Source organism: Azospirillum doebereinerae (assembly GCF_003989665.1).
GTDB lineage: Bacteria > Pseudomonadota > Alphaproteobacteria > Azospirillales > Azospirillaceae > Azospirillum > Azospirillum doebereinerae.
The window spans coordinates 194,589-209,347 of sequence record NZ_RZIJ01000013.1 but is presented as its reverse complement, the minus strand read 5'-3'; the positions used below and the strand labels follow the sequence as shown (position 1 = coordinate 209,347).

Here is a 14,759-nt window from a genome sequence, read left to right as displayed (position 1 = left end):
CCAGGGTCTCCAGGGCCGACACGACCAGCGTGTTGCCGGTGTTGCCCAGGGTGACGGTGTCGATGCCGCCGGAACCGGTGACGGTCTCGAGGTCACGGACGATGATCGTGTTGTTGGCGCCGCCCAGGGTGACGACGTCGGTGCCCGTACCGCCGATCAGCAGTTCGACGGCGCTGACCAGCAGGCTGTTGCCGGCGGAGCCGAGGAACACCAGGTCGGTGCCAGCACCGCCCGTGATGGTCTCGAGCGCCAGGGCCAGCAGGGTGTTTCCGGCCGAGCCGAGGGTGACGATGTCGGCACCGGTGTTGCCGACCAGGGTCTCGACCGACGAGACCAGCAGGTCGCTGCCGGTGGTGACGCCGATGCGGATGACGTCGGTGCCGGCGCCGCCGGTCAGGGTCTCCAGGGCCGACACGACGAGCGTGTTGCCGGCGGAGCCCAGGGTGACGATGTCGGCGCCGGTGTTGCCGGTCAGCGTTTCGATCGCCGAGACCAGCAGGTTGCTGCCGGTGGTGACGTTGATGCTGATGGCGTCGGTGCCCGTGCCGCCGACCAGGGTCTCCAGGGCCGACACGGCGAGCGTGTTGCCGGTGTTGCCCAGCGTGACCAGATCGTTGCCGGCGGAGCCGGTCAGAGTCTCGAGGTCACGGACGACGATCGTGTTGCCGTTGCCGGCCAGCGTGACGACGTCGGTGCCGGTGTTGCCGATCAGCAGCTCGACGGCGCTGACCTGCAGGGCGCCGCCAGCGGTGCCGAGGAAGACCAGGTCGGTGCCCGCACCGCCCGTGATGGTCTCGAGCGCCGAGGTCAGCAGGGTGTTGCCGGCCGAGCCGAGGGTGATGGTGTCGACGCCGGTGTTGCCGGTCAGGGTCTCGACCGACGAGACCAGCAGCGCGCCGCCGACGGTGCCGATGGCGACGACGTCGGTGCCCGTGCCGCCGACCAGGGTCTCCAGGGCCGACACGACCAGCGTGTTGCCGGTGTTGCCCAGGGTGACGGTGTCGATGCCGCCGGAACCGGTGACGGTCTCGAGGTCACGGACGATGATCGTGTTGTTGGCGCCGCCCAGGGTGACGACGTCGGTGCCCGTACCGCCGATCAGCAGTTCGACGGCGCTGACCAGCAGGCTGCTGCCGGCCGAGCCGAGGAACACCAGGTCGGTGCCAGCACCGCCCGTGATGGTCTCGAGCACCAGGGCCAGCAGGGTGTTGCCGGCGGAGCCGAGGGTGACGATGTCGGCGCCGGTGTTGCCGACCAGGGTCTCGATCGACGAGGCCAGCAGGTTGCTGCCGGTGGTGACGCCGATGCGGATGATGTCGGTGCCGGCGCCGCCGGTCAGGGTGTCCAGGGCCGACACGACGAGCGTGCTGCCGGCCGAGCCGAGGCTGACGACGTCGGTGCCGACGCCGCCGGTCAGGGTCTCGAGCGCCGAGACGACCAGGGTGTTGCCGAGCGTGCCGAGCGTGACGGCATCGGTGGCGGTGCCGCCGACCAAGCTCTCGATGGACGACACGAGGAGCGTGTTGCCGGTGTTGCCCAGCGTGACCAGATCGGTGCCGACGCCGCCGGTCAGGGTCTCGAGGTCACGGACGATGATCGAATTGCCGGCGGAGCCCAGCGAGACGATGTCGGTGCCCGTGCCGCCGACGAGGATTTCCGTGCCGGTGACCAGCAGGGCGCCGCCAGCGGTGCCGAGGAACACCAGATCGTTGCCCGCCCCGCCCGTGATGGTCTCAATGCCCGAGGCCAACAGGGTATTGCCGGCGGCGCTGAGAACCGCGACGTCGGTGGCGCTGCTGCCGGTCAAGGTCTCGATCGACGAGATCAGCAGGGTGTTGCCAGCCGTGCCGCCGAGGGTAACGATGTCGGTGGCGGTGCCGCCGACCAGCGTCTCGATGGAGGCGACCAGCAGGGTGTTGCCGGTGTTGGCCAGCGTGATGGTATCGACGGCGGTGCTGCCGCCGACCAGGGTCTCCACGCCGCGGATGACGAGCGTGTTGGGCCCGGCAATGTTGGTCAGCGCGATGGCGTCGATGGCCGTGTCGCTGCCGACCAGGACATCGACGAAGCCGATGACCATGGTGCTGCCGGCGGAGCCGACATACACGATGTCCGTGCCCGCGTTGCCGCCCAGGGTCTCGACACCGGAAACCAGCACGGTGTTGCCGGCGGAGCCGAACCAGACGGCATCGAGGCCGAGGCCGCCGGTCAGGGTCTCGATGGCGTTCAGCGCCAGCGTGTTGCCGATCGTGCCCAGCGTGACGACGTCGCTGCCGGCCGTGCCGGTCAGGGTCTCGAGAGCCGAGACGAAGGTCGTGCTGCCGGTGCCGGTCAGCGTGACGATGTCAAAGCCGGCGCCCGCACCGATCAGCGTCTCGACCGCGGACACGCTCAGGGTGCTGCCGCCGGTCAGCGAGACGACGTCGTTGCCGGCGCTGCCGACCAGGGTCTCCAGGGCGGAGACGAGGAGCGTGTTGCCGGCGCCGGTCAGCGTGACGATGTCGACGGTGGCGACACCGCCGATCAGGGTCTCCAGGGCGGAGACGAGGACCGTGCCGCCGCTGGTCAGGGTGACGGCGTCGTTGCCGGTGCCGCCGACCAGGGTCTCGATCCCGACGACGACCGTGCTGTTGCCGCCGGCCGCGAACGTGACGACGTCCTTGCCGGTGCCGCCGACCAGGCTCTCCAGGTTGGAGGCGAGGATCGTGCTGCCGACGCTGCCGCCGAGCAGGATGGTGTCGGCGCCGGCGCCGCCGGTCAGGGTCTCGACGGAGAACACCACGGAGGTGTTGCCGCCGGCCGCGAGCGTGACGACGTCGGTGACGGCGCTGCCGGTCAGGGTCTCCAGGGCGCCGACGACGATGGTGCTGCCGGCGCTGCCCAACGTGATGATGTCGGTCGAGCTGCCGACGCCAATCAGGGTCTCCAGCGCCGAGACGAGCATCGTGCTGCCGGCGGTCACCGAGTAGACGTCGAGGCCGGTGTTGCCGATCAGGGTCTCGATGCTGGAAACCAGGATCGTGGCGCCGACCGTGCTGAAGGTCCCGACGACATCCAGAGTCGCACTACCCGTCAACGTCTCAATCAGGTCGACGAGGATAGTGTTGCCGGAAGTGCCGCCCAGGGTGGCGACGTCAGTGCCGATGGCGTTACCGATCAGGGTCTCGATGCCCGTCACCAGCAGAAGGCTGCCATCGGTCGTGCTGATGGTGGCGGCGTCGTTCGTGGTGGTGCCGATAAGGGTGTCGCTCAACGGAGGAGTCGACGCCGTTATGGACTGACCCGAGGTTACAAAGATAGTCGCCATTTACTTGATCCCCATGTCGTTTTTACCCCGGAACGGAAACTTCTTGGACGCTGATCAGCCATCGAGCAGGCAGCATTCGGGCATGGTCTGACCTGATGCAGCGTCCCTTTCCTATCCGAAGAGGTACGCATTGTGCAATCGAATTTGCGGGAGCGATGCTGTGGCATCGGGTCCTGGTCGGCCCCTCCTGGCGTCGGCCTGTTGCTGCACTGCAAAATATTCAATAAAGCTTTGATATCAAATGATTAAATCGCTATGGATTTTCGGCAACAGGTGCTGGAAATATGCGCTGTGGTGCCGGTCTGCGGGTGTTCCGGCCACGGAATTCACCTCCGCTCCTCCTGTGGAAAGCAAAGGATCGGCGGCATTCGGCTTGCCTTTCGGAGAGTTTGCCGAGTATGGAAGGCCACTTTATTAAGGTTTTGAAACAACACATCGGTCCGACGACAGAACCGGCAGCGACGGATACCTTCATGGCAACGATTCAAGAAGCCCTCGCCATCGCCGTGCGCCACCACCAGGACGGGCGCCTGGAGATCGCAACGGGCATCTACGGGCAGATCCTGCAGGTGGCGCCCCGCCATCCCGACGCCTTGCATCTGATGGGCGTCGCGTTGCGGCGCCGGCAGCCGGCCGAGGCGGCCCGGCTGATTCGGGAGGCGCTGACGCAGAATCCGGAACTGGTCGAAGCGCGCCTCAATCTGGGCAACGTCTTCCAGGATCTCGGGCTCTTCGTCGAGGCGGCCGCCCAGTACCGTCAGGCCGCCGCCCTGCGCCCCGACTCCGATGCCCCGCTGGTCGGGCTGGCCTTTTCCCTGAGGGTGCTCGGCCGTCTCGACGAGGCTGTGACAACGTACCGCGGCGCCATCGCCCTGGGACCCGCCGCGGCGGAGACCCGCAACGGCCTGGCCAACTGCCTTCAGGACCGGAAACGCTACGCCGAGGCGGCGGCCGTTTATGGCACCGCCCTGGCGCTCGACCCCGCCCACCCTTCCGCCGGCAACAACCTGAGCATCGCGTTGCGCGAACTGGGCCGGTCCGGCGAGGCGTTGCGGTGGCAGAGGCGCTCCGCCGCCCGCGACCCCAGCTTTGCGGCGGCTCACACCAGCCTGGGCATCACCCTGCAGGAACTCGGCCGGTTGGACGAGGCGGCGGCCAGCCACGCCCGCGCGCTCGTCTGCGATCCCGGTTTTACCGCCGGCTACAACAACCTCGGCAACGCGCGGCAGAGCCAGAACCGGCTGGAGGAGGCCGTCGTCCAGTACCGGCGCGCCTTGCGCACCGACCCGAAAAGCCCGGACGCCCACCGCAATCTCGGCATCGGGCTGCTGCTCGACGGCCGGTTCGAGGAGGGCTGGCGGGAGTACGAGGGACGGCTGCGCTGCAAGGACGTCCCCGTTCTCACCAACCTGCCCAAGCCGCGCTGGAACGGCGAGCCGCTGGGGGGACGCCGAGTCCTGCTGCACAGCGAGCAGGGGCTGGGGGACACCATCCAGTTCTGCCGCTACGCCCTGATGATCGCGGCGCGCGGCGGAAAGGCGGTCCTGGGCGTCCAGCCCAATCTCGGGCGTCTGCTGAAGCGGCTGCCCGGCGGCATCGAGGTCGTTTCCGGCGCCGCCCCACTGAGCGCGTTCGACCTGCACGTTCCCCTGCTCAGCCTGCCGCTGCTGTTCGGGACCGGCCTTGAGACGATCCCGGCGCCGGTGCCTTATCTGTATCCGGAGCCCGAGATGGCGGCATCCTGGGCCGAAAGGCTCGGCCGTTACCCTGGGCTGAGGGTCGGGCTGGTCTGGGCGGGTTCGCCGGGCCACGGCAACGACCGCAACCGGTCGGTGGGCCTGGAGGCCTTCGCGCCCCTGGCCGCCCTGCCCGGCGTGACCGTCTTCTCGATCCAGAAGGGCCCGACAGAGAGGCAGGCCGCCGATCCGCCCGCCGGGATGCGGCTGGTCAACCTGTCGCCCGAAATTGGGGATTTCGCCGATACGGCGGCGATCGCCGCCAACCTGGACGTGATCCTCTGCGTCGACACGTCGGTCGCGCATCTGTGCGGCGCGCTGGGCCGCCCGACCTGGGTGCTGCTGCCCTACGCCCCCGACTGGCGCTGGATGCTCGGCCGCGACGACACGCCCTGGTACCCCACCATGCGGCTGTTCCGGCAGAGCCGGCCCGGCGTCTGGGCGGATGTGCTGGTTCGGGTGGAGAAGGCTTTGCGTGTCCGGGCTGGCATGGCCATGGACGCGGTCCCGGCCTGAAAAAGGAGGGCTTCGCGCGAAGCCCCCCTCTCCCTGGACATCGTCCTGGCCGCTTTTCCTGCGGTTCCGTCCAGCCGCCTTAGTGGGGCGTGGCGGACGGTGCGCTCCGGCGCCATTCGTCGATCAGGAGGTCGGTCTTCTGGCGCTCCTCGCTCGTCATCTCCTGGAGCAGGGCGTCCACTTTCTCCTGGATCGGGCCGCGCTCTGCGTCGGGGGCCGCCGCCATCGCAAGGCTGTACCACATGCAGGCCTGCGGTGTGTTGACCGGCCCGCCCTGGCCGGTGCCGTAGACCGAGCCGAGGCTGAGCATGGCGCCGACATGGCCCTGGGACGCGGCTTTCCGCAGCCAGTCCACCGCTTCGACGGTCTCCGGCCGCCCCCCGGTGCCCTTGAGCAGCAGCAGGCCCAGGTTGACCTGCGCGCCGATGTTGCCCTGCGCGGCCGCCTTGCGGTACCACGCCGCCGCCTCGCCGAGATCGGGCTGGCCGGCCAGCCCGCGAGCGTAGATCAGCCCGAGGTTGAACTGGGCGCTGGAATTGCCCTTCTCACCCGACAGCCGGCACCATTTCAGGGTTTCGCGGTAGTCCTGCGGCACGCCGCGGCCGGACGCATAAAGCAGGCCGAGATGGAGCTGGGCGACCGGGTGGTCCTGCTCGGCGGCCTTGCGGTACCATTGCGCCGCCTTTTCCGGATCGGGCTGCACGCCTTGCCCGTGCTCCCAGGCCATGCCCAGGCTGAACTGGGCGCTGGAGTTGCCCTGCTCGGCCGCCTTCTCGTACCACGACAGCGCCTCGGCGATGTCCTGGGGAACCCCGTTGCCTTGGGCGTACAGGGTTCCCAGCTTGAACTGCGCCGTGGCGTGGCCCAGATCACCGGCCTTGCGGAACCAGGGGGCGGCGGCGGTGTAATCCTGCGGCACGCCCTGGCCGAAGGCGTGGAACAGGCCGAGATGGTAGACCGCCTCGGCATGGCCCTGGGCGGCGGCCTTCTCGTACCAGGACAGGGCCTCGTTCATGTCGGGGGCGGCGCCCAGCCCGTGCGGGAAGAGCAGCGCCAGATTGGCCTCGGCGGCCTCGCGGTTGTGGCGCGTGGCGCTGCGCAGCCAGCGGACCGGGGGAGCGTTCTCCTGCGGCGCGCCCTCGCCGTTGGCGAGGAACAGCCCCAGGGTGAACTGCGCCTCGACATGGCCGTGCTCGGCCGCCTTGCGGAGCCAATGGGCGGCGTCGCCGAAGTTGCGTGCCACGCCCTCGCCGCGGACGTAGGCCTGGCCGACGCGGAACTGCGCCTCGACGTCGCCCTGCTGGGCCAGCGGCAGCCAGTGGCGGAGCGCCGTGGTCGGGTCGCCCGCCTCCTGGGCGGCCAGGCCGCGCCGGAAGTCCGGCTTCTCGCCGGCCATCGCGGTTGCGGGTTTGCGGAACAGACGGGAGATCACGCTCATGGCTCGCGCATGCTTTCGTTGAGACCGCGCAGGATCGGCCGCAGGAAGTAGGAGATCACGCGGCGCTCGCCCACCTTGATGTCGGCCTTGAGCGGCATGCCCGGAATCAGGCGGAAATGGGCGGGAACGCCGCGCAGCTCGGTCTTGGTCAGCCGCACGCGGGCGCGGTAGAAGGGCTGCGCCCCGGTCTGGGTGTTGTTGCGGTCGGTAAAGGCGTCCTCGCTGATCGTCTCCACCACGCCTTCCAGCGCCCCATGGTCGGTGAAGGGGTAGGCGTCGAGCTTGATCTGCACCGTGTCGCCGATCTGGACGAAGGCGAGGTCGCGCGCGTCGATGCTGATCTCGGTGTCCAGCCCGGCGCCCAGCGGGAACAGCTTGAACAGCGGCTCGCCCGGCTGCGCCATCGAGCCGACGGAGGTCTTGGGCGACACCTCCAGCACCACCGCTTCCGTCCCGGCCTCCAGCTTGACCAACTCCTCGCGCTTGCGCGCCTTGCTGAGTTGCTCGCGCAGGGAGGCGGCCTCGTTGCGCTGCTTGACCAACTCCTCGATCACCGTCCCCTTCCAGTTCTGGATGTAGACGTTCTGGTCGGCGTAGAGCGACTGGAGCTCGTGCCGGCTCGCCGCCAGCTCGTTCTCATTGTAGACCAGCGTGCGCTCGATATCGATGCGGTCGTTGGTGGCGTACAGCATGTTCAGCTTGCTGCCGGTCTGCGACGCCGCCAGCGAGGACCGCATGCCCTCGATCTCGCGGACGACCTTCAGCCGCTCCGCCAGATGCTGGCGGTCGGTCTCGTTCTTGATGATCGTTGCCTTCACCCGCGCGATCTTCTCGGCGTAACTCTGCAGTTGGGCCCGGTACTGCGCCTGGCGCTCCTTCCACAGCCCGAACTGGAGGGCGGTGTTGCCCACGGTGTCGGCCGCCGGAAGGTAGGGTTGGTCGTTGTACTCCGCCTCCAGCCGGGCGATCTGGGCGTCGACGCTCGCCAGCCGGGCGTCGAGCTGGCCGACGTCGGCCTGAGCGAAGGTGGGATCCAGCGTGGCCAGGACGTCGCCCGGCTTCACCACGTCGCCGGCCCGGACGTTGACCGTCTTGATCATCACCGTGTCGAGCGGCTGCACGAAGACGGCGGCCTCCTGGGACACGATCTTGCCGGGCGCCATCACGATGCGGTCCATCTTGACGACGACCGCCCAGAGGACGGCGCAGATCACCATCAAGGCTAGCAGATGCACCATGATCCGCGCCAGAAACGGATCGGGGGCGGCGTCGATGGCCGCGGTGTCCCGCTGGAACTGGCCGATGACGGCTTCCGGCGAGGCTTTCTTGGAACCCTTGGCAACGTCTTTCGCCGGCACCTTGGCCAACGGGACCGAGCCGATCTGATGGGTCGTCACGGTCGCTCTCCTAAAGGTGGCGGTTCTGTTGATGCCAGAGGTGCTGATAGATTTGGCAGCGGTCGAGGAGCTGGCCGTGCTTGCCGAGATCGACCGCCTTGCCGCGGTCCATGACCAGGATGGCGTCACAGGGCACCAAGCTGGACAGCCGGTGCGAGATGATGATGACCGTGCGGCCGCGCGCGATGCTCATCAGGTTGGCCTGGACGATGGCCTCGCTCTCGGCGTCGAGCGCGCTGGTCGCCTCGTCGAGGATCAGCACGCGCGGGTCGATCAGCAGAGCCCGCGCGATGGCGAGACGCTGGCGCTGACCGCCGGACAGGTTGGCCGAGCCTTCCTCCAGCTTGGTCTCCAGCCCCTTGGGCAGGCGCTCGATGAACTCGTCGGCGCCGGCCATGCGGACCGCGCGCATCACCTCGTCGGTGGTGGCGCCCGGCTTGGCCGCCGCGATGTTCTCGCGGATGGTGCCGGTGAACAGGAAGTTCTCCTGGAGCACCACGCCGATGCTGGACCGCAGATGGTCGATGTCGAACTCGCGCAGGTCGTGGCCGTCGACGCGGATCAGCCCTTCCTCGGCGAAATGCAGCCCCTGGAGCAGGCGGGTGACCGTGGTCTTGCCCGAGCCGCTACGGCCCATGATGCCGAAGATGGAGCCTTCCGGAATGGTGAAGGACACACCGTCCAGCGCCGGCGAGGAGGTCGGGCTGTAGCGGAAGCGGATGTCCTGGAACTCCACCTTGCCGCGCAGCGGCACGCGCAGGCCGCGCCCGGCCCGGCCTTGCTCGCTCGGGTGGTTCATGATGCTGGCCAGCATCTTCACCGACAGCGACACTTCCTGGAACTGCTGGATGAGCTGGGCGAACTGGAGCAGCGGCTGCACGACGCGTCCGGCCAGCATGTAGAAGGCGATCAGCGCGCCCATCTGCATCTCGCCCTGGAGGGCCAGATAGCTGCCGAGGCCGAGCAGGGAGGCCATCATCAGCTTCTCCAGCGGGCCGGAGACCGTCTGGCTGATGACCATGACCTTCGCCACGTTGAAGCGCAGCTCGGCCGAGCGCGCCACCCGATGGTCCCACTCCAGCTTCTGCCGAGCGTCCAGCGCCAGGGACTTGACCGTCCGCATGCCGTGGATGTTCTCGATCAGGAAGGACTGCTGGCTGATTTCGGCGTCGTAGAGCGCCTTCAGCCGGTGGCGGAGCAGCGGGATGACGATGCCGATGTTCAGCGCCATCAGAAGGGTGAAGCCCAGGACCAGCATCGCCAGCGGGACGCTGTAGGCCATCATGACCGGCAGGAAGATGACCAGCGACACCGTGTCCAGCAGCGACATGAAGAGCTGGCCGGTCAGGAAGTTGCGGATGCGCTCCGCCTGCGACATGTTCTTGATGATCTCGCCCGATGGACGGCGCTCGAAGAAGTCCATCGGCAGGCTGACGACCTTGTTGAAGACCTGCACGTTCATGCGCGTGTCGATCTTCCGGCTGGCGTGCATCACCAGATACTGGCGCAGGTACGAGAAGCAGGTCTCGAAGACGATGACGCCGACCATGCCGACCATTAGGGCGTAGAGGGTGCCCAGGCTCTGGTGGACCAGGACGCGGTCGATGACCAGCTGGAAGAAGATCGGGACGGCCAAGCCCATCATGGTGAGCAGCAGGGCGGCGATGCCGATGTCGCGGAAGATGCGCTTCTGCCGGAAGATCTCGCCCAGGAACCAGCGCAGGCCGAAGGCCTGTTCGCCGTCGTTCAGCGCGTATTGCCGCTTCAGCAGGAAGGCCTCGCCGCCCCACGCGCCGGTGAGACGCTGGCGGTCCAGCGGCAGCATGATGTCCTGGTCGGCCAGGGGGTCCTGGACGATGGCGACCGGAACCTCGCCCTGCTTGCCCACGCCGACGACGACCAGCATGTTGCCGTTGCGCAGGCGCACCATGACCGGGAAGGCGTCACCGAGGGATTCCAGGTGGTCCCAGTCGAGGGTCGTCGCCGAGAACTTCAGGCCAAGCTGCTTGGCCATCCGCTCCATCATTGGCTCGCCGATTTCCTCGTTGCCGATGACGAAATCGTGCTGGAGCCGTTCGGCTGACACGTCGATGCCCCGCTGACGGGCGATGCTGGCGAAACAGCGCAACGCCGTATGCGCGCAGGGAGCTTCTGAAATCAAAGTCATAGGTCGCCTTAGCAGCGAAAGCCGAAGCCGCGTTCGAACAAGTTCAGGGACCAAACGATCATGGGCCGACTCGCCGTGCGGACGGCGGCCACACTATGCAATGAGGCCTCGGCGTTCAACTCCTAAGCGGGCCGGGCCGGGCCATCCCCCAAAATGATGCAGGCGCATTCCAACGGCGAATAGCGTCCTCTCGTCGTACGGAAAAGGCGATGGGACTTGCCATGCGTCCGTCTGGACTTGAGAGGCTTGGTTTCGTGGACGGTGAGGTTTCTAACGACCTTCCTGCGAATGTTGCCGGCCGCTTTCTTCAGTCTCGGTGTTGTGGAAGACGATTGCGGTTTCCCATCCCGGCGAAGGCCGGGAACGAAGGCTGGCCGCCGGAGCGGAACCGGCGAGGTTTGACTTGGACGGAGGGGGCGATTTCCCGGTTTCCTTGTCCCGCGCTGGGTCGGCACGGCTCAAGCCCGGCTCAGGCCGCAGCCGAAGATTGCAAAACGAAGCTGCGGGGCCCCTGTCCCGCCTCGTGCAACCGCCACATGGTCTCGTAGGCCAGCTCGACGTGACGGGTGAAGCGCCCGCTGTCGAAGAGCGGCGACTGCCAGCGGGCATCTTCCAGATGGCGCCGCAGCCCGGCCAAGCGCAGGACATCCCCGGCCAGATCCACCGCGAGAGCCTCGTACCCCTCCAGCGTCGCGGTGGCGAGGCTTGGCAGTCCGGCGGCTCCCAGCAGGCTGGCGGCGACCCGCGAGGCGAAGGTCTCGCCCAGGCAGGTCACCACCGGGCAGCCGATCCACAGGGCGTCGCTGGTCGTGGTGTGGCCATTGTAGGGGAGCGTGTCGAGGCACAGGTCGGCAACACGGTAACGGGCCAGATGTTCGGCCAGCGGTGCCTTGGCGGCGAAGATCAGCCGTTCGGGCGCGACGCCGTGCGCGGCGGCCTCGCGCCGCAGGTTGCCGATCGCCTCCGGCACGCCGCCGTACAACCACAGCACGCTGCCCGGCACCCGCTTCAGAACCCGCATCCACAGGCCGAACAGGGCCGGCGCGATCTTGTAGGGGGCGTTGAAGGAGCAGAAGACGAAGCTGTCCTCGGGCAGGCCACATTCGGCCCGGCTTGGCGTGCGGTCCGGCAGGGGGCGTCGGCGATCATTGACTTGGTAGCTGTCCGGCAGCAGCACCAGCCGTTCCGAGTAATGCTCCTGGTGCTCGGGCGGCGTCACCAACGGATCGCCCAGGAGGTAGTCCATGTGTGGGCAGCCGCTGGTCCCCGGGTAACCGAGGTAAGCGACCTGCACCGGGGCCAGACGGCGCGCGAGCAGGTCGAAACGGGCCTGCTTGGTGTAGCCCTTGAGATCGACCACTATGTCCACACCGTCCTCCGCCATGCGGCGGGCAATGGCCTCGGCCCCGGCGGCCTGGACGTCGCAGAACTGGGCGAATGCCGCCTCCAGCCGGCGCCGCATCGGGCTGCCGTCGTTCGTACCGTAGGAATAGGCCAGCGGGGTGACGCGGTCGCGATCGTGCCGTTCGAACAACTCGGCTGCCAGATAGGCGGTGGCATGCTCATGGAAGTCGGCCGAGAGGTAGGCGACGCGCAACGGGCGGTCGCCGCGCGGGGTGGCTGGCGCGGGGCGGGCCGGGGGCGGCGCCAGGGGCGACACTATCCGGTCGTAGAAGAAACCGGCGGCGCGGCGCTGCTGGGCGGCGGTGGTGCCGATGGCGAGGATTCCCAGCGGAATGGCGATCCCGGTGGCGTGGTCGATGGTGTCGAGCACGGTCCGGCACAACGCCTCATAGCCGGTCCAATCGCACAGGGCCTGCTTCAGCAGAAGCTGGTAGCCCTGGATCGTGCTGCTGCCTGGGTCGAGCCGCCGCGCCCGGCCGTAGGCGGTGGCCGCCGGCTGGAATTCCGACAGCTCGCGCAATCCGTGGGCCAACTGCAGATGGGTTTCGGCTGCGGCGGGATCGCAGATCACGGCCTTGCGCAGGACGGCGACGGAGCGGGAAACCTCCGAGTTCTCGCGCGCCGTCAGCCCGAGACTGGTCCGGGTCGCCGCGTCCTGCGGATTCAGGACGACGGCGCGGCTGAAATCCCGGCAGGCGAGGGGCCGGCGGCCACCGGCCCGGTGCAGGGCGCCAAGGTTGGCGTAGGCCTGCGGATGGTCGGGGGCGATGGCGATGGCGCGCTTCAGGGCCTCGTAGGCACGGTCCGGGCGACGATGCCGCTCCAGCGCGGTGGCGAGGTTCCACCACGTGGCCATCCGCAACGGAGTCAAGGCGATGGAGCGGCGGTAGAGCGTAACCGCCATCTCCGGCAACCCCTGCGCGGTCCGGATGGTGGCGAAGAATTCCAGGAAGCCGGAATGGTCGGGCTGGTCCTCGAGGACCGCCCGGCAGATTTGGCCGGCCTCCTCGAAACGGCCCTGCTCGTAGCAGAGCACGGCATGGCCGGCCGCATCCTGCAGGGTGGTGATCATGGCCGGTCCGGGCCTCCGCCATCCTGCCTGGCGCACCAGTCCCGCCAGCCCTGTCGGTAGGCGCTCTCCAGGGCACGCACGAAGCGGGCCTCGTCGCACAGGGGCGAGCCGAGCAGCCGCTCCCGCATGCCTTTGCGCAACCACATCAGGCGGTTGAGGTCCCATGCCAGCGATACGGCGATGTCGACATAGCGTTCGGGCGTCGCCGCGATCAGTTCGGACAGGCCGACGGCACTCAGCAGGCTGGCTCCCACCCGTGCGGCGTGGCGGTCGCCCAGCAGGGTCACCATCGGAGCCCCCATCCACAGAGCATCGCAGGTGGTGATCGTTCCGTTGTAGGGCGTCGGGTCGAGCGCGATGTCGATCCGGTTGTAGAGGCCGAGATGCCCGGCCGGATCCTCCACCCAGCCCAGCAGGATCAGCCGGTCCGGATCGGCGCCGGCGCGACGGAAGCGGTCGCGGATGGCATCGGCGGTGCCCGGGTTGTCCAGCGACCTGTCCTTCAGCAGCAGCCGGGCGCCCGGCGCCCGGCGCAGGATCGCGGCCCACAGGCGAACGGTGCTGTCGGACAGCTTGGCCAACTTGTTGAAGGACCCGAAGGTCACGACCCCGGCCGTTCCCGCCGGAAGGGGGATCACGGCGGGTGCGTCGGCCGGCGGGCGGAAGCACAGGAAGGGGGCCGGCAGCCGAAGCAGCCGCTCCGACGCATGCCCTTCGGCGACGCCGGGCGGATCGGTGATCCCGTCCACCAACCGGTGGTCCATCGACCGCATGCCGGTCGTGTTGGGGTATCCCAGCCACGTCATCTGCACCGGTGCCGGGCGGCGGGCCAGGGCGGGCAGGCGGTTCAGGCCGGAATGCCCGGCGAGATCCACCAGGATGTCGATCCCGTCGGCGCGGATCCGGGCGGCGAGCGCCTCGTCCCCAAGGGAATCCACGGTGCGCCAGCCATCGGACTTTTCCTTGAAGGAAGCCGTCAGGCCGTCGGCGGCTTTTTCGGGCAGGATCGAATAGCTGTGGATCTCGAAAGCGGAGCGGTCATGGCCATCGAACAAAGGGGCCAGGAAATAGCCGCCCAGATGCGCGCGGAATTCCACCGAAAGATAGCCGATCCGCAGCTTGCGCTCCGGGTCGGGCGGGTTCGCGTGCGGCGGGGGATCGGGCTGGTCGAGCCGGCCATGAAGCGCGTCGAACCGGCGATGGTCGTCGAGAAGCTGTTCCCCCGGACGGTCGAGATAGTTCAGGCACAGCAGAAGCTGGCTGACCAGCCGAGGGTCGCCCGGCAGCGCTTCGGCCGCTTGTTGGAAACGCTCGGCGGCTTCCGGTGCCGCTCCTTGCTCCTGAAGCGCAATCCCCAGATTGAAGATCAACGCGCCTTGCCCCGGCTCCAGGCTCAAGGCGCGGCTCCAATGGAGGATGGCCTTGTCCGGACGCGTTCCGGCGTTGTGCAGGTTGCCCAACCCGATCAAAGGCCTCGCATATCCCGGCTTGACCGTGATCGCGGCATGGAAAGCGGCGGCGGCCTCGTCCTTCCGCCCGAGGTCGGCGAGGGCGAAGGCGAGGTTGTTCCAGATCTCGGGCACGAACGGCGTGGTGGCCAGCAGACTGCGGTAGAGCGCCACAGCTTCCGGCAGGCGGCCGGCCATGTGGGCATCCATGGCGCGCGGGAGCAGCGCCTCTCCGGTCGGTGGAGCGTCGGCTGTGGTCGTCATGGAGGGGAGC

At 68.3% G+C, this 14,759-nt stretch carries 7 protein-coding genes; 1 reads left to right on the top strand and 6 read right to left on the bottom strand.

What is annotated here, in order from left to right; all coding sequences use genetic code 11:
* Positions 1–3,253 (bottom strand): beta strand repeat-containing protein (locus EJ913_RS17415; protein WP_148125283.1); only part of this gene is annotated, 3,253 nt, incomplete at its 3' end.
* Positions 3,254–3,780: 527 nt separating this feature from the next.
* Here EJ913_RS17415 and EJ913_RS17410 point away from each other — a divergent pair.
* Complete coding sequence (locus EJ913_RS17410; protein WP_127000133.1) at positions 3,781–5,559, top strand: tetratricopeptide repeat protein; 1,779 nt, start codon at positions 3,781–3,783, stop codon at positions 5,557–5,559.
* A 79-nt stretch (positions 5,560–5,638) separates the two neighbouring features.
* Here the strand turns inward: EJ913_RS17410 and EJ913_RS17405 are convergent, their stop codons facing one another.
* The 5 genes from EJ913_RS17405 to EJ913_RS17385 form a co-directional block, all read right to left on the bottom strand.
* Positions 5,639–6,997: a tetratricopeptide repeat protein gene (locus tag EJ913_RS17405; RefSeq protein ID WP_127000132.1), complete on the bottom strand. Its 1,359-nt coding sequence runs from the start codon at positions 6,995–6,997 to the stop codon at positions 5,639–5,641.
* Positions 6,994–8,394 carry an HlyD family type I secretion periplasmic adaptor subunit gene (locus tag EJ913_RS17400; RefSeq protein ID WP_127000130.1) on the bottom strand — a complete coding sequence of 467 codons (1,401 nt, stop codon included), beginning with the start codon at positions 8,392–8,394 and terminating at the stop codon, positions 6,994–6,996. The genes EJ913_RS17405 and EJ913_RS17400 overlap by 4 nt, the downstream gene beginning before the upstream one ends.
* Positions 8,395–8,404: 10 nt before the next feature.
* Positions 8,405–10,480, bottom strand: coding sequence for a peptidase domain-containing ABC transporter (locus EJ913_RS17395; RefSeq protein WP_238519333.1), 2,076 nt, complete (start codon positions 10,478–10,480; stop codon positions 8,405–8,407).
* Positions 10,481–11,030: 550 nt separating this feature from the next.
* Positions 11,031–13,037: an O-linked N-acetylglucosamine transferase, SPINDLY family protein gene (locus tag EJ913_RS17390; protein WP_185909824.1), complete on the bottom strand. Its 2,007-nt coding sequence runs from the start codon at positions 13,035–13,037 to the stop codon at positions 11,031–11,033.
* Entirely contained in the window at positions 13,034–14,749 is a 1,716-nt protein-coding gene (locus EJ913_RS17385) for an O-linked N-acetylglucosamine transferase, SPINDLY family protein (RefSeq protein ID WP_127000126.1), read from the bottom strand. Before EJ913_RS17385 ends, EJ913_RS17390 begins: the two co-directional genes overlap by 4 nt.
* Between the last annotated feature and the right edge of the window lie 10 nt (positions 14,750–14,759).

Bases quoted from the DNA above. Each gene is read 5' to 3' on its own strand.
- EJ913_RS17410 (WP_127000133.1), top strand. From the start codon at position 3,781: ATGGCAACGATTCAAGAAGCCCTCGCCATCGCCGTGCGCCACCACCAG.
- EJ913_RS17405 (WP_127000132.1), bottom strand. From the start codon at position 6,997: ATGAGCGTGATCTCCCGTCTGTTCCGCAAACCCGCAACCGCGATGGCC.
- EJ913_RS17390 (WP_185909824.1), bottom strand. From the start codon at position 13,037: ATGATCACCACCCTGCAGGATGCGGCCGGCCATGCCGTGCTCTGCTAC.
- EJ913_RS17385 (WP_127000126.1), bottom strand. From the start codon at position 14,749: ATGACGACCACAGCCGACGCTCCACCGACCGGAGAGGCGCTGCTCCCG.